Raw genomic sequence first — 14647 nt, 5'->3', positions numbered from 1 at the left:
GTGGTGTTTGTAACGCCCATTATTCTGTGGACTTACGGCCTGCTGAGCCTGGCCGTGCTGGGCTTATGGCTGCCCAGCAAGTGCTGGCTGACGCCATTGGCCTTGGCCGCGGCGATTGCGGCCGGGCTCTACGGCCGTATCCTGCAGCCGCTGGCCTTGCTCTGGCCTGTACTGTTGGCCGCCGGATTGCTGCTGGCCGAACGTGCCGCGCTGGCTAAGTTTTGGCGGACTCTGGCCTGGCTGGTCGCCCTCATCGTTGCTACCGGGTTGATATTTCATTGGTTGCCGGGCTTCGCCAATCCCAAAGTCATCGCCGATTGGCGCTTCGGTCCGGATTCGTTGCCGTATAGCAAGTATCTGAACTTCGACGGCATTTTGCTCGGCCTTTGCGTGTTGGGTTGCACCCGGCACCGCCTGCGTAAGGTCGGGGAATGGCGACAACTCGGGAAACGGATGTTGCCGATTCTGTTGCTGACGACGATCGCGGTTTTAGGAGCGTCGCTGGCTTTGGCGTTTGTGCGCTGGCAACCGAAATGGAGCGAGCTGTTTTGGCTGTGGGCCTGGGGCAATTTATTGTCGACCTGTTTGGTCGAGGAAGCCTTTTTCCGAGGTTTGTTACTGCGCGGCTTGATGCGCTGGTTGATGCGTTGGTGCCATGGCGAAAAGTGGGCGATCGTGTTGGCGGCGGTTCTGTTCGGCATGAAGCATCTGCCGGGCGGCTGGACTTACGCCGGATTGGCGACGCTGGCCGGTATCGGTTACGGCACAGCATATCAGGCCACTGGCCGCGTGGAAGCCGCGATCCTGAGCCATTTTGGCCTGAATTGTCTGCACTTTTTGCTGTTCAGCTATCCGGCACTCAGCGCCGGCGGCATTTAGTCTTCGCTGTCGGTTGCGGTTTTCGCCGGCAGCAAGCCTTCAGCGCGGATCATCGCTTTAAAACTTTTCATCACCGGCCGCGAGATCGCGGTTTCGGCTAGCAGGCGTTTTTCGTAGATCAGATTTTTCAGTGCTTCGTCATCGGCATTGCGAGCAGATTCGATCAGTTCGTGTACGCTATGGTCCAGCAATTGGCCGGGCAGATGTTTGATCCGGTCGTACAGCAAGGCCATCACCACTTTTTCCTGCGCCGGCATCTTGCATTTGCCGTCCAGGATTTTCAGCATCACCGTCACAGCGCAATCGATCTGAAGCGGCGATAGCGCATGCGTTGCCGCCCACGCGGCGACATGCTCCGGCGTCATCCGATTTCCTCGCCGGCTGCGGTACGCCGGGCGTAATCCAGCAAGGATTCTTCGACCGCCGCATAGGCGTATGCGGACACGGCGCGGACACCGATCGCGTTGACTTTCGCGGTCGGGCCGTCGCCGATGCGAGCCACGAAAACGGCGTGGCAATCCTTGATCGTTGCCAGGATGCCGGCCATCGCCGATTGGTCGGCGTGCTGGCCCAGGCAATAATTATCGACGTCGCGGGTTTCCAGGAGCCGGCAGCCGTTTTCGCCGACGCTATAGATGCCGAATTTTTTGGCGTGCCCGAAATGTTCGTTGATCGAGATGCCGTCTTTGGTGGCAACCGCGAGTTTCAGGGCCGGTTCCAGCATAGTCCTGACTCCGGAATTGGTCGGCCGGCTATGGCCGAATGGAAAGCAGCGAATTTCGGTTTCATCGTGGCAAAAGTGGTGGTGGTCAGGACTTGATTAGCAAGTCCGATACCAGACGTACAACCCAGGCGGACCGCGGGCTGCGGCTTTAGCGGGAGCATGGGTTGTCGGGTTCGCGACAGGTCAAAACCGACAAACCGGCGCTGAACTGCGTCCGAGCGCATAACGCAACGTTGCCGGCAATCAGTCGCCGCCGCCTCCGCAACCGCCGCCGCCGCCGCCGGAATCGCCATCCCCGCCACTGTCCCCGCTGCCACTATCGTCGCCGAAGCCGTCGGTGTCGCCGTCGAAACTGCTGTCGGCGAAGTCGGCGCCGCAATAGGGCGTGCCGCTACGGCCGTCGTCGCCGGCACGGGCGATCTGGCCGCGGCAATCGGCGACGTAACTGAAACCGTCGGCGATCTGCAATTTGCTGTCCAGAGCAAACAGGAGCGGTAGCCGGCTGGGTTTTCTGGGGTTGATGTTTTCATCACGGCAGCATTGCCACCAGACCCGGCGCAGGCCGGCATTGCTGCGGCGGTTTCGGCTCAATACCACGGCCGGCGTATGGTGCAGAAAGCCGCCGAAGGCTTGGCGGCAGAATTGCTGGTAATGCCGGGTATACAAAATGAACTCGTGCCACAAGTCGTCGGCCAGTTGCGACGGCATCGACACGAAGTTACCGCCCCCATGCAGATACGCCAGAAAAAACTGGCGCAAGGCGCGGGCGGTCAATTCACAGTCCTTGCGTGTCAATTGCGGCCGGCGCTGCTGCAATTTTTCGAATAGCCCGGCAGGGAAGGCGTAGCGGCGGATGAAGTCGGCGCGGGCAGCGCGGCGCCAGTGCTGCCATAACCAAAGCAGCACCGCGCTGAGTATGGCTATCAGGATCAGTAGCGCAGTTTGGCTGGCCATAGCTTCCTCTTAGTCCTCGTGTTTTTTCAGCGTGCTGCCGGCCGGTTTGAAGGTGTGCAAGTCCACGGTCGGCTCGGCGCCTTGCGCGGCGCAGCCCCAGCTTAAGGCTTGGTCCTGGGTGAAACGCTTGCCCAGTTGCCAGGCGATTTCGGCACGGGCCAATTCGACGCCCAGATAGAAAGCGTGGCCGCCGTCGGTTTCGACCTGCAGTTTCGGATATAGATCGAACGGGTCGGTGGCGCTGTGCAGGCCGTCGCGGTTGAAAATGTGGATGCCGTCGCTGCTGACCTGAATTCGGTAGCTGGGGTCTTTGATTTGCGCCGCCAGACTTTCGACTTCTTCGCGGCTGTTCAGAAACGGTGCAGTCTCGTGCACCGTCATCAAGTCGGGGCTGATGTGCTTGGGCAGCGTGTTGTGCTGTTTGGCGGCATACATCATGCGCCGGGCCACGTCGGCCTCCTTGATCGCCCGCCGTGCGTGTTTGCTGACTTCCGTTGCCAGAATATGGTTGATGTTCAGTTCCGAGCAAATGCCCAGCAACACCGCATTAATACCGGAGGTATCGGCGTGGGTCAGTTCGGTCAGGTTGCCGACGCCCATCATCATTTCGATGTCCGGGTAACGTTGGCGGAACCGGTAATTGCGGACGATGGACTCGGTAAAGCCGAAATGGATCGGGTCCAGGATCGGGTCGACGATGAAGGCGCGGTTTTTGGCGCTCAAGGTCTCGATGGCTTGATCCAGTGTATCCAAGTCGCCGTGGACTTCCGGAATCAGAATCGGCGTTGCCGCCACTTCATCGGCAATCCACAGACTCTTATTGGTCAGGCTCAGCAGGTAATCGGCGCCGGCCTTGCCGCCTGCCAGCAAGTCGGCGTCTTCCAACGAGTCGATACTGACGCTAAAGCCTTCCTGCTTTAACGTTTTGATGCAATCGGCCAGATGCGGAAACGGCGTGCCGGGTAGACAGCCGATATCGATTACGTCGGCACCGTTGGCTTTGTAGTAATGCGCGCGCTCGACTACGGCATCGACGCCGATATTCGGCGCGTCGGTGATTTCGGCGAAGATTTTGGTTTGGTATTGGCTCAGGTCGTAATGGTGCGCGGCCATGCCGAAGTGTTGCGGCAAGTCCTTGATCTCTTCCGGGCCGCGTTCGACCGGAATGCCGTAATGCCGGGACAGCATGTCCAGATCGCCGCGGCAGCGGCCCGGTATCACGATGCGGTCGGCGCCGCCGGTGTCGGTCAGCCGGCGGGCGATCATTTCCGCGGTGATCAGTGCCGCCACCGTCACGCCCATCACATGCACCTTGTAAAAAAAATCGGGCTGCATTTTTTCCAGCACCTGGCGGACCTGTTTTTCGGCCAGGCGGCCGGTGATGAACAGGATTTTTTCGCTCATAGCCCGGCCAGACGGGTGTTTACCGCCAGGATCAGTTGTTCGACGTCGTCCACAACTTGGGTGTAGGGAAAGCTGCGAATTTTATCGGTGGCCTCCAGGTCGACCGGGCGCGGATAGACCATGAATTTTTTCTTGCCCGGCGCGGTGGTCTCGATTTCCGGCGCGGTATCGCAGGGGTAGACGATGCTGGGTACTCGGCATTTGCCGGCTTGCGAGTACAAATTGGTCACCAGCGAATCGGCGATGCCCAGCACGCATTTGGCGATGGTGTTGGAGGTGGTCGGCGCCATGACGAAGGTGTGGTAATAGCCTTTGTAAAACAGCCCCACCGGCGGCGCCGAAGCGGCTTTGTCTCGATAAATCGGCATCTTGGCGCGGATATCGTCCAGTTTGATGCCGTACATTTTCAGTACTTCCTCGCCGGCCTGGCTCAGGTAAAGATCGACGTTATCCAACGTCAGCATGAAGTCGAGACATTCTTCGATGTAATGTCCGGAGCCGGTGATAGCCCAGGCAAGGCGTGGCGTGGTCATGGCGTTTCGGTTAGTTTGCAGGTCGCGGCATTATACGTGAAGACTCGCGGCAAATGCCGCCGAGGCCGAGTGGGTTCCGACCGGCCGCCGCCGCTATTTTCGCCGCGCCTTTTAGTTGCTTGGGATTTGTAGGATAAGGCGTACAATGCCGAGCCGAATTGTCAGGATATTTCTCCCAGCCGCTATCGTTTCGTTTGCCGTTTCATTATGGATAGTCAGATTACTCAATTGCAGGATACAAACGTTCTTCGAAAAACGCCGCACGTCCTGGTATTCGCCAGTGGCACGAGCGGGGTCGGCAAGTCCAGTTTGGTGGCTAATCTGGCCGCGGCAATGGCCGCCCGCGGCCTCGGTGTCTGCATCATCGACGCCGATACCGGGCTTTCCAATATCAATTCCGTGCTGGGCTTGCGACCGGCGTTCAACCTGGAACAACTGGCCCGCGGCGAGCGTAGTCTGGCCGAGGCGGTGATCAAAACCAGCGACGGTGTGGCGGTGTTACCCGGCGCGCAAACGCTGATGAGCAAGCCGTTGGCGGCGGAGCAGCACTCGCAGCTGGAACGGGTAGTGCGGGAACTGGAAGGCCAATACGATTATTTTTTGATTGACGTCCCGGCGGCACTGACCGACAAGGTATTGCAATTAATCGAGGCGGCCAGATACGCATTTTTGTTAGTCAGTGCCGATCCGGCCGCATTAACCGACGGCTTTTCCCTGCTGAAAGCCTTGAATGCCAGAAACTACCGCGGCAGTTTGCGCGTGGTGGTCAATCAGGCGCTGGATTATCCGGCGGCGACCGAAACTTACCGCCGATTTGCCGCGGTCGCCGAAAAGTGTCTGAAACAGAAGGTCGAGTACGGCGGTTTCGTGGTTCGCGACGACAATGTTTCCAAAGCGGTGGCTTTGCAGATGACCGTGATCGATTTGGCGGCCGGTTCGCCGGCCAGCCGCTGTTTGTTCTCGTTAGCCGATAACATCGTCAAACATATCGGCAGCGATCCGAATGCTCCCGGTTTGACCGACTATTGGCTGCGGATGCTGACCGCCGCCGATGCCGCGCCGACGGCCGAGCCCGCAGTAACGGCGGGATACGCGGAACCGGGGCCGGACATTCGCAGTGCGGTCCGTACACAAACACCGGCTGTCGCCAGTGATGCGCCGCAGCGCTTGCTTGCGGACATCAGGCGCCAAGTTTTGGACCAGCCGGCACTGGAGCGGTTTACCGGCGATTTCGTCGAAGCGTATTGCGAGCAGTTCGGCACCTTTCCGGCCGCGTTCAAGGCACTGTTTTACCGTTGGCTGGAAACCGAAAACTATGCCGCGCCGCGCCTGCTGGAACTGGCGTCGACTCTGGAGGCGTTATATGCGATGCGCCATCAAACGCCAATGTACAAGCTGTCTGAAGCAGTGGCGCGCTTGGCGGCCCAGGTGCAGGGACAGCCGGAACAGCACCAGGATGCGATCGAACAACTGCGCGCCGCGTTCCGGCAGGCTTACCATCGCGACGCGTTCGATGCCGAACAGGCAGTATTGGCCAGCGTCGGCAGCGACGAATTCACCGAACAGCGGTTTGAAGAATTGCTGCAAAAATTGCGCGATGCCTTTCACGCCCGCTTCAATCGTCCGTACCAAAGCCAACCCGAATTATTGCTCAATTCGACGCTGGAGGCTTTGGATACGATGGCGGTTGACCAACAAAACCTGCAGGACGAAATCGCGATGTTGATGCACGGATTCCAGTTGCTGGCATCGCGCCGCGAAAAACTCTCCATCGCCATCAAAACCTTGTTAAACCCTGGGCTTGGCGGTGTGGCACGTCCTTAAATAGGCTCAGGGCAAGCGGTATTCAAGGCCTGGGTTAGTAGTTCGCGCATCCAAGTGCGCCTGAATTCTGCGTCCATGACGGCAGAAAATTGGGTTATATCCCATGCCGTTAAGGCATTTCGACTATCTCTGTAGATTTCGCGTTAGAAATCAATCGCATAAGCAGCAGGCTTCCCCAATAAAATCGCGTCATATCACACGCTAGATATTTTTGCCGCTGAAACTGCGCTGAGGCAGCGAGAGCCGGTTAGCGCTGTTCCGGAAAATAAATTATAAATACAACGCTTTGCCTGGATTTTCCGGGGCCGGAAGCGGTTCGGGTCGCGCTGGGTTCCAACTCATGCTCGAATATTTTGGCCTGATCATTGCTGTTAGAACGCAACATTGCTCAGCTTCCCGTCCTATCGACACCTCAGGCTCTTCAGTGTCGATCCATTTAGCTTCTACCTTTTCGCTTGCCAATCCAGGAATTAGCCATGATCAGACTTTACCGAAAAACCGTCGGCCGGGTTGCCGCCACAATACGACTCGCTCCTCCGTCCGCTTGCCGCGCGATGCCGGTCTCCTTGGTGTTGTTAGCTCCTGTAATTCAACCGGCGGTAGCCGCTACCGCGCCCGTCGGCACTGCGAGCAAGTCAGAAAGCCCTCAGGCCGTGGAATTGGTTATCGGCAAAACTCCCGGCAGTCTGTTGCAGCTCAATGTTCGACAAGCCGCATTGGCCGACATCGTCAAGGAAATCGCCGCTAAAACCAAAACCGAAATCCACTACACGGTATTGCCGGAGGCGCCGGTCACCGCCACCTGTATTGCCGATAAAGTGCAAGCGCTGTTGGAATGCCTGGTCGGCAAGCAAATTGGCGTCGTCAGCCAAAAGCCGGAAGGCGCTAGCCGGGAACAAGTCTGGCTGCTCGGCTCCAGCATGAGCGGTTGCCCGGCCGCGACCGCCAAGGCCGCTGTGTCCGAACAAGATGCTACGCCGGAAATCCAACCCACACCGGCACAACAGGCCGCGCTTGATCGCGCTCAGCGCGAACACACCGAAACGATGCTAAAGCAAGCCAGATCCAAGGATCCGTCCCAGCGCGCTGAGGCCCTGCTGAATTTAGGGTCGACCGGTACCAAAGCGGATCCTAACGTCCGGCAAGCCTTGGAAGACGCCATTAACGACAAAAGCCCCGGTATCCGGGCGCAAGCGGTCAGCGCGCTGGCGGCTTACGACGAAGACGGCGCCGAGCAAGTGTTGAATCGAGCGTTGGACGACAAAGACATGGAAGTGCGCCTGGCGGCGGTCGATCGTGCCGCCGGCAATCAAGCCATCCTGGAGCGAGCCGCGACCGACAGTAATCCGACGGTGGCCGGCTACGCGGCCGCTAAATTGGCGGAACTCGCCCGTACCCACGGTCAATAGCGTGCGCCTGGGAGCTGAACTGCATTTGGGATGGTGCGGATAGCCGTCCGCGCGATGAAACTGCTTTTTGAACACGGCATACGCCGATTCGCCGCTCTAGGGCGATCGGTCCAGCCGCGATGGCTTCCGTCCGCCGCGGTAACGGCAAACGGAAGCGCAAACAGGCCGTAACCGGCTGAAACGGTGACGGCCGAAGCCGGTGTCGGGATTGCCCCGCCGCCGGTTTTTTCTAACGCAAGTGCGGCATATTGCCGCAGAGGAAGTTTACATGAAACAGCCAATGTTCAAAACCGCATTATTGTCTTCCTTGATGCTGGCCGGGTTGGGTTTTGCATCCGTCGGTCATGCATTTTCGGGCTCGCTGGGTTCCACCACCACCGAGAATCTCGACATTTGGCACGCCACCTGTACCGCCGGTGCGTCGCTGACTGCCACCGTCGCCGGTACGCCAACCACCACCTCCGGTACTCGGGTATCGGTTGGCAATCTGGACGGTAAAAACTCTAGTACCTCCTGCACCGTAACCAGCGCCGCAGGTTGCACCACCGCAGCGGTCGCGGCCAACAATGCCGGCAATCCCAACACCTTTGTGCTTACCGTGGCGCAAACCACGGCCGCGGCTCATGCCTATACGGTCACGCCGAATTGCAGCTCCGGTGCGGCTAGTTCCATCACCCAAATCATCAATCGGTAATTCCGGCGTGACTGGAACCGCGGTTGCAGGGCAACCGTGACTTACTCATTTAGGTAACGCGGCAAAAGCCGCAAAGGAAGACAAACATGAACAATCTAACCAAAAAAACCGCACTATCCGCCGTATTGGCATTGGGTACGCTGGCTTACGCCGGCTGGGCGACGGCGCACGAAGCCGCCGGGGTGCTGGGTTCCACCAGCGCTTCGACGGTGGATGTCTACCATACCAGTTGCTTTACCTTGTCGGCCGCGCAAGTTGCCGATCCATTGGGTGAATATTTCGGCGCATCCACGCTGGCGACCAAACGTTTCGTGGCGCAGGTGCACAAACAATGTACCACCAACAACGCCGCCTGCAATGCGGCGGCCGGCAGTGTGCGGGTCAGCATCGGCGCCATCGGCGGCAGCAACCAGGTTGGCGGTTCGTCGGCATCGACCAGCACCACCGGTTCCGGTGCGCAACATCCTGAAACCTTGCTGTGGTTGTCCGGCGCCGGCAGCGCCTGGGTGCAAGTGGCCGACACGGTCGGCGCCGACCGTAACGGCGATTACATCGTCGCGATCTCGCATAGCAGCGCGACGACGAACACCTATCAAGCCTCTTTCCATTGCGAAGACGTGTTGTTGGGAAATCCGGCTCCAGGAACAGATACACAACATACCGGCACCGGCGTCACCACCACCGGCGGCGCCAACCCCAATGGTGTCGATCAAGCCGCCGACTACGTGCAAATCATCAACCAATGATGATCTAGTGCCATCGCGGAGCGGTTAAACCGCAGGCTGGGGCGCTAGTCTTCAGTCGCCAGGGACGGGCAGTGCAACGCCGGCGGGTTTCGGTCCGCCGGTTTCTTGACCGTCCATTGGCTAGTCGCTGGTGGTTCTGGCCCGGTGTGATCGAGCTTGGGTATGCAGCGCATACCGCAAAGGCCTTGCACACCAGCTAAATCTAAATCGGTACGCGATGCGCAGCCTAAGCCACTTGCGCAGCTCTGTTTATAAGGAAATTGACGCACCATGTTTAAACCTTACCTCACCCTGATTTTGTTAACCCTGTTCACTGGCTGCGCCGAGGTGCAGCCCTGGCAGCGCGGCAACCTGGCCAAGCCGCAAATGGCCTTGGATCCTTACCCCTTGCAAAGCAGCTTGCGGGCCCATAATTACGGCAGCCGCGAGGCGTTGACCGGCGCTGCTAGCGGCGCGCAAGGAGGCGGCTGTGGCTGTTACTAAACCGCCCATCGGCGCGCTGCAAGCGCTCAGCGCCGCCGCCTTGTTATTGCCCGGCCTGGCCCAGCGGCCGGTGCAGGCCGCCGAACTGGAAAGCGTGGATTTTCAATACGGCCACTATCAGGAGGGCAACCGCGCAGTTTATGGTCAGGGCTCCGATCCGGTAACCAGCCAGAAGTTCGTCGCCAAAGCCCCGAATTATCTCAACCCCATCGAAGCCGACAGCCTGCGCGGCAGCGCCCGCATCGCCTTCAGCGATCGGCTGAAATTTGCCTTCAATTACACTCAGGACACTTGGTCCGGCGCCACGCCGATCGCCACCGCGCCGGCGATTACCGGTAATTCCGCATTGAAGTATGATCCGACGTATACGACGATTACCGGCGCCTCGCCACTCCTATCTGGTGGCGCGGCATTTTACGCCGACCGCAACGGCCGCTTATACGAAGTAGCAACCACCGGCGAATTCGATCCGGACACCGGCAGTCCGATCTTTGCCCCCGGCGCCCCGGCCGACCGCCTGACCCACGTCATGGTCGGCGCCTCGCCGGAACTGCGCCAGCAAGGCGACTTCAAACTCAGTTACGACTGGGACGAAGCGGCGGCCAGCCTCGGCGGCGGTACCTCGGTGGAAAACGACTACGAGTCGCGCTTCGCCAATCTGGGCCTGCGCCTGGACTTCAACCAAAAACGCACCAGCCTCAACTTCGGCGCCAGTTACACCAACAGCGCCACCCAGGCTACGCTGGATCCGCTTTCTCAGGGCTATTTCTCGCAAGGCCCGGCCTATAACGACTTAGCTCAACTTTCTACCGACTACAATGCCGCCGGCGAAGCGATTGCCGAACATTGGAACAGCCGGGTCACCGGCGCCCGTATCGATAAGGAATACGACATCATCGTCAACCGTAACGGCGTTCACATCCCCAGCTTGCGCAGTACCACCCTGCGCGGCAACCGCCAGGATTGGGGCGCGGAACTGGGCCTGAGCCAGGTGCTGACCCCCCATGCCGTGCTGGCTTTGGACATGAGCTATACCCGCAGCGATGGCTTTTTGGGCAACCCTTATAAAGCCGTCTATGCCTACAACGCATTGGTAACCCCCGGCCAGGACCTGAACCAACCCCTGTTGTACAGCGCGCGTGGCTCCGGTATTTACGAAGCCCGGCCTATCGTCCGCAACCAGTTCAATTGGCATGTGGGTTACAGCCAGTTCGTCGAGCCGCTGGACGCGGCGCTGCATTTCAATTACCGCTTCGGCCACGACGACTGGGGCATAGACGCCCACACTTTCGACGCCGATTGGGTGCAACCCTTAGGGATGGGCTGGACCATCACCCCGACCCTGCGCTATTACTCGCAAAGCGCCGCCGAGTTTTACGCGCCTTACTTCACCACCATTACCGAAACGGCCACCGACCCGGATACCGGCGAAACCACCTATCGACCGATCAAAGCCCTGCCCAAGCATTATTCCAGCGACCAAAGGCTATCCGGTTATGGGGCCTTGAGCGGCGGAGTGGTTGTCGCCAAGCAGTTTGCCAGGGGCTTGAAGTTGCAGGTCGGCTTCGAGTATTACAGCCATCGCGGCAGCCTGAAACTGGGTGGCGGCGGCGAGCAGGATTTTGCCGACTACGACTACTGGAGCGCCAATGCTGCGCTCAGCGTTAACTTTGCCCAACTGGGTCGGGGCAGCGGGGCCGGCGACGGCCACCGCCACGGCGGCCACGCCGGCGCCGCGGCCCCGGCCGGAGTGATGTTTGCCCATACCCTGAACCAAGCCGGCGACTGGATGCTGGGCTACCGCTATCAGCGCAGCGAACAAGCCGGCGCCATGCTGCACGGCGACCGGGCGGTCGGCCAGGCCGACATCGCCGCCAACGGCTGCGAAGGCGCCACCTGCGCGATGGCGCCGGCGTACATGGCGATGAATATGCATATGCTGGAACTGATGTACGCGCCGAGCGACTGGCTGACCCTGATGCTGATGCCGCAATGGATGGACATGGCGATGGACATGACGATGCTGGTCGACGAACGCGACGGTAATGGCCATTCTCATGCCAGCAAAATGATCAACACTCATCAAACCGGCGGCATCGGCGACACCGGTTTGTACGCCTTGTTTAAAGTGCTGGCTTTTGACCGCCAGCAACTGGTGCTTAGCCTGGGCGGCAGCGCGCCGACTGGCGACGTCAATTGGGTGTGGCGTCGCAACTCGCCAGCAAGTTCAACCGGCGAAACTCCGATGGACTATGGCATGCAGACCGGCAGCGGCACCTGGGACTTCAAACCCAGCCTGACCTATAGCGGCGCCTGGCAGGACTGGTTGTGGGGCGCCCAGGCCGGCGGCACCTTGCGCCTGCAACACCACAACGAGGCCAAGTACGCCTTGGGCGATGTGTTTCAGGGTAGCGTCTGGGGCGGTTACCAGTTGACAGACTGGTTGTCCGGCAGCGTGCGCGGGATTTATAGCTGGCAGGACAAGTTGCGCGGGCATTATCCAAACAACAGCTTGGGGCAGCCCTATAGCGGTCATGACGGCACCTTCGACAAGACCAGCAACTACGGCGGCCAGTTCGTCGACCTGGGTTTGGGGTTGAACGTGCAATTTCGCGACGGCGCGCTGGCCGGCCACGGTCTGAAGCTGGAATGGCTACAGCCGCTGTACACCAAGTTCAACGGCTACCAACTGGACCGCGACTACACCCTCAACGCCAACTGGAGTTATGACTTTTGAGGGTGGCCATGCCCTCACCCCCAAGCCTTCTCCTATGGAGAGAAGGGAGCCGGAGGCGTAGGCTGGGTAGAGCGATAGCGACACCCGGCCTGAATGCCGGGTTTCCTTGCATTAAACCTTGTCTGCGGCCCAAGGTATGACGCCGGATGCAAATCGCCATTTTTCCAAGCAGAAGCGATCATCGCAACGCTGCGCCTTTTTTCGATAGGAGGATTACGCCATGACATCACCCAAACTATGTGCCCTGGCCTTACTCGTGCCGTTGTGGGGCTGCGCCACCGCCCCGGATAAACCGGCCGAACCCGCGGCGCTGGACACCGAACAGCGACAATCCAGTTATGCCCAGGGCGTGAAATACATGCAAAACCTGAAGGTCAGCGACATTCCGCTGGATCAGGAGCTGTTCCTGCAGGGCATGAACGACGTGCTGCATAAACGGCCATTGCGCTTGAATCCCGAGCAATTGCAGAAAGGCCAGGACTGGGTGTTCGTGCAGCACGTTATGTATACCGAAAAACTGGCGGCGGCCAATCAGGCCAAAAGCGAGGCGTTTTTGCAACAGAACCGCAGCCAGCCCGGCGTTACCACCACGCCCAGCGGTTTGCAATATCAGGTGCTGATACCTGGCCGCGAAGCCGGCGCCAAGCCGGCCGCTACGGACAGCGTGCGCTTGCAGTATCGGATCGCCCGCCTGGACGGGAATGAACTGACGGCAAATAAGCCGGAAGTGCCGGCCGAAGTGCCGCTGAGCGGGTTGGTGCCGGGGTGGCGGGAAGCGCTAGGGTTGATGACGCCCGGCGCCAAATGGCGTTTATTCCTGCCGCCCGAACTGGCCTATGGTGCGGACGGTCTGGCTGGCAAGGTACAACCCAACGAAGCCTTGATTGTCGACCTGGAGTTGCTTGAGATCAAGTCTGGGGGCACGGCGCAAATGGCGCCGAAAAAAACTCTGACCGCCGGTCCCGGCGGCGATGTCAAACCAACCTCCCGCTGGTTGGCTCCAGCCGGCGGTGGCTAATGTGTCGTCGCGGTCTATGAACTTGATATCGCGTTGGGCGGTTTCACCTGCGTTTTGGCATGTCGGAGCAGGACCGCGGTTATAGATCGGACCGGTTTAACCGGCGGGTTAATTTCAGTTGTGCTGTAACTCCAAACACCATGCCCGATGCCGGCGCGAAAGGCATTGGCCGGGACTAGGCTGCCGTTCGCGGCGGCAGATTTTTAACCTAGGAGAGATGATGGACGAGTCGGTTATGGGTAAACGGAATGCGGTGCGTTCGCTGGCGATGCAGCGAGATATGCGCGAGCAGCGCCAAGCGCAGGTCGAGCCGGACGCCGGACCCGAGGGGAAACCGCCGAAGTCCACTCAACGGCGGGCAAGGCGGGTGCCGGCAGAGGAGTTTCCGTCAGCGCGGTATTTTCAGGTGCATTTCGAGCAGTTGCACGAGCAGTTGTCGTTGACCACACGTCAACTGGTAATCTTGAGTGACCGAGTGCAAGATTTGGAGCGCGAAGTGAACCGCTTGAATGAGGACCCCGGTCCGCCTTGAAGGCGGCTGTGAGCAAATCGGGAGTTTGGATGCCGCTCGGCGCTAGGGCGCTGGGCAGTATGGGTTTGGACCGTTTGGGAGAGGAATAAAGATGAAAGATCGATCTATTCGACGTTTGACGTTTTTGCAGTGGGGCGCGGTGGTATTGGGTGTATCTTGCGCTATGTCGGCCGTGGCTGCCGAGGTTAATCAAGCCGCGCCGGCATGCGCTTTGCCCGCTATGCCCGACGGCAAGACTTTGCAGTGGCAGCAACTCAAAAATCAAGTGGTATATGTGGACTTTTGGGCGTCGTGGTGCGGACCGTGCATGCAATCGTTTCCGTTTATGAATGAGTTGCAGCGCGAATACGGTCAGCGAGGCTTGCAGGTGGTGGCGGTCAATCTTGACGAGGAGGACGCCGACGCGCAGGCATTTTTGGCGAAAGCGCGCCCTGTTTTTGCGGTGGCAGCCGATCCGAGTCAGCAATGTGCCAAGAATTTTGCGGTGGAAGCGATGCCTTCTTCGTATTTGATCGATCGCAAAGGCCATGTGCGATTCATCCACAAAGGCTTTCGGCCGGGCGAAGTCGACGAGTTACGCGGCATATTGAAACAACTGCTCGACGAGCCGGCGACATAGGAGTCGCACAGCGAGCGGTATGGCCTAAAACTTTTCGGGAGAGCAAGATCGATTTGTGGCCAGACTTTATCGCAACCGTGGATTTTGGTTA

The 14647-nt window shown here is 59.3% G+C and carries 15 protein-coding genes; 10 read left to right on the top strand and 5 right to left on the bottom strand.

Features of this window, described 5'->3' with window-relative positions:
* Nucleotides 1–3 precede the first annotated feature (3 nt).
* A complete protein-coding gene (locus ACH518_RS17620; protein ID WP_445371026.1) occupies nucleotides 4–879 on the top strand; it encodes a lysostaphin resistance A-like protein in 876 nt (291 codons plus the stop codon).
* Here ACH518_RS17620 and ACH518_RS17615 read toward each other — a convergent pair.
* From ACH518_RS17615 to ACH518_RS17595, 5 genes are all read right to left on the bottom strand, one after another.
* A complete protein-coding gene (locus ACH518_RS17615; RefSeq protein ID WP_445371025.1) occupies nucleotides 876–1244 on the bottom strand; it encodes a hypothetical protein in 369 nt (122 codons plus the stop codon). The genes ACH518_RS17620 and ACH518_RS17615 overlap by 4 nt on opposite strands.
* Entirely contained in the window at nucleotides 1241–1603 is a 363-nt protein-coding gene (locus ACH518_RS17610; RefSeq protein ID WP_445371024.1) for a NifB/NifX family molybdenum-iron cluster-binding protein, read from the bottom strand. Before ACH518_RS17610 ends, ACH518_RS17615 begins: the two co-directional genes overlap by 4 nt.
* Before the next feature lie 243 nt (nucleotides 1604–1846).
* Nucleotides 1847–2557, bottom strand: coding sequence for a glycine-rich domain-containing protein (locus ACH518_RS17605; protein ID WP_445371023.1), 711 nt, complete (start codon nucleotides 2555–2557; stop codon nucleotides 1847–1849).
* A 9-nt stretch (nucleotides 2558–2566) separates the two neighbouring features.
* On the bottom strand, nucleotides 2567–3961 hold the full coding sequence (locus ACH518_RS17600) for a DUF6513 domain-containing protein (RefSeq protein WP_445371022.1): 1395 nt from the start codon (nucleotides 3959–3961) through the stop codon (nucleotides 2567–2569).
* Nucleotides 3958–4494 carry a flavoprotein gene (locus ACH518_RS17595; protein WP_140910649.1) on the bottom strand — a complete coding sequence of 179 codons (537 nt, stop codon included), beginning with the start codon at nucleotides 4492–4494 and terminating at the stop codon, nucleotides 3958–3960. The genes ACH518_RS17600 and ACH518_RS17595 overlap by 4 nt, the downstream gene beginning before the upstream one ends.
* Nucleotides 4495–4701: 207 nt before the next feature.
* Between ACH518_RS17595 and ACH518_RS17590 the strand changes: the two genes are divergently transcribed.
* From ACH518_RS17590 to ACH518_RS17550, 9 genes are all read left to right on the top strand, one after another.
* Nucleotides 4702–6318: a nucleotide-binding protein gene (locus tag ACH518_RS17590; RefSeq protein ID WP_445371021.1), complete on the top strand. Its 1617-nt coding sequence runs from the start codon at nucleotides 4702–4704 to the stop codon at nucleotides 6316–6318.
* Between the two features lie 476 nt (nucleotides 6319–6794).
* A complete protein-coding gene (locus ACH518_RS17585; protein WP_445371020.1) occupies nucleotides 6795–7727 on the top strand; it encodes a HEAT repeat domain-containing protein in 933 nt (310 codons plus the stop codon).
* A gap of 268 nt (nucleotides 7728–7995) precedes the next feature.
* The gene (locus tag ACH518_RS17580; protein ID WP_140910652.1) at nucleotides 7996–8421 is read left to right on the top strand and encodes a hypothetical protein; all 426 of its coding nucleotides are present in this window, start codon (nucleotides 7996–7998) and stop codon (nucleotides 8419–8421) included.
* 86 nt (nucleotides 8422–8507) lie between these two features.
* Nucleotides 8508–9167, top strand: a complete 660-nt coding sequence (locus ACH518_RS17575; protein WP_140910653.1) for a hypothetical protein — start codon at nucleotides 8508–8510, stop codon at nucleotides 9165–9167.
* Between the two features lie 270 nt (nucleotides 9168–9437).
* Complete coding sequence (locus tag ACH518_RS17570; protein WP_445371019.1) at nucleotides 9438–9650, top strand: DUF4266 domain-containing protein; 213 nt, start codon at nucleotides 9438–9440, stop codon at nucleotides 9648–9650.
* Nucleotides 9637–12387, top strand: coding sequence for a DUF3570 domain-containing protein (locus ACH518_RS17565; RefSeq protein WP_445371018.1), 2751 nt, complete (start codon nucleotides 9637–9639; stop codon nucleotides 12385–12387). The genes ACH518_RS17570 and ACH518_RS17565 overlap by 14 nt, the downstream gene beginning before the upstream one ends.
* 220 nt (nucleotides 12388–12607) lie before the next feature.
* Nucleotides 12608–13405 carry an FKBP-type peptidyl-prolyl cis-trans isomerase N-terminal domain-containing protein gene (locus ACH518_RS17560; RefSeq protein ID WP_140910656.1) on the top strand — a complete coding sequence of 266 codons (798 nt, stop codon included), beginning with the start codon at nucleotides 12608–12610 and terminating at the stop codon, nucleotides 13403–13405.
* 235 nt (nucleotides 13406–13640) lie between these two features.
* Nucleotides 13641–13937: a hypothetical protein gene (locus tag ACH518_RS17555; protein WP_140910657.1), complete on the top strand. Its 297-nt coding sequence runs from the start codon at nucleotides 13641–13643 to the stop codon at nucleotides 13935–13937.
* 91 nt (nucleotides 13938–14028) lie between these two features.
* The gene (locus tag ACH518_RS17550; protein ID WP_260839158.1) at nucleotides 14029–14556 is read left to right on the top strand and encodes a TlpA family protein disulfide reductase; all 528 of its coding nucleotides are present in this window, start codon (nucleotides 14029–14031) and stop codon (nucleotides 14554–14556) included.
* Nucleotides 14557–14647: the final 91 nt, after the last annotated feature.

Source organism: Methylomonas sp. HW2-6, from assembly GCF_052474525.1.
Note: the sequence above shows the minus strand (reverse complement) of the source record. Positions and strands in the feature narration are given on the sequence as shown.

What these genes read in the sequence shown, in the direction of transcription:
- ACH518_RS17615 (WP_445371025.1), bottom strand. Translation starts at nt 1,244, where the DNA reads ATGACGCCGGAGCATGTCGCCGCGTGGGCGGCAACGCATGCGCTATCG.
- ACH518_RS17610 (WP_445371024.1), bottom strand. Translation starts at nt 1,603, where the DNA reads ATGCTGGAACCGGCCCTGAAACTCGCGGTTGCCACCAAAGACGGCATC.
- ACH518_RS17605 (WP_445371023.1), bottom strand. Translation starts at nt 2,557, where the DNA reads ATGGCCAGCCAAACTGCGCTACTGATCCTGATAGCCATACTCAGCGCG.
- ACH518_RS17600 (WP_445371022.1), bottom strand. Translation starts at nt 3,961, where the DNA reads ATGAGCGAAAAAATCCTGTTCATCACCGGCCGCCTGGCCGAAAAACAG.
- ACH518_RS17595 (WP_140910649.1), bottom strand. Translation starts at nt 4,494, where the DNA reads ATGACCACGCCACGCCTTGCCTGGGCTATCACCGGCTCCGGACATTAC.
- ACH518_RS17590 (WP_445371021.1), top strand. Translation starts at nt 4,702, where the DNA reads ATGGATAGTCAGATTACTCAATTGCAGGATACAAACGTTCTTCGAAAA.
- ACH518_RS17585 (WP_445371020.1), top strand. Translation starts at nt 6,795, where the DNA reads ATGATCAGACTTTACCGAAAAACCGTCGGCCGGGTTGCCGCCACAATA.
- ACH518_RS17580 (WP_140910652.1), top strand. Translation starts at nt 7,996, where the DNA reads ATGAAACAGCCAATGTTCAAAACCGCATTATTGTCTTCCTTGATGCTG.
- ACH518_RS17575 (WP_140910653.1), top strand. Translation starts at nt 8,508, where the DNA reads ATGAACAATCTAACCAAAAAAACCGCACTATCCGCCGTATTGGCATTG.
- ACH518_RS17570 (WP_445371019.1), top strand. Translation starts at nt 9,438, where the DNA reads ATGTTTAAACCTTACCTCACCCTGATTTTGTTAACCCTGTTCACTGGC.
- ACH518_RS17560 (WP_140910656.1), top strand. Translation starts at nt 12,608, where the DNA reads ATGACATCACCCAAACTATGTGCCCTGGCCTTACTCGTGCCGTTGTGG.
- ACH518_RS17555 (WP_140910657.1), top strand. Translation starts at nt 13,641, where the DNA reads ATGGGTAAACGGAATGCGGTGCGTTCGCTGGCGATGCAGCGAGATATG.
- ACH518_RS17550 (WP_260839158.1), top strand. Translation starts at nt 14,029, where the DNA reads ATGAAAGATCGATCTATTCGACGTTTGACGTTTTTGCAGTGGGGCGCG.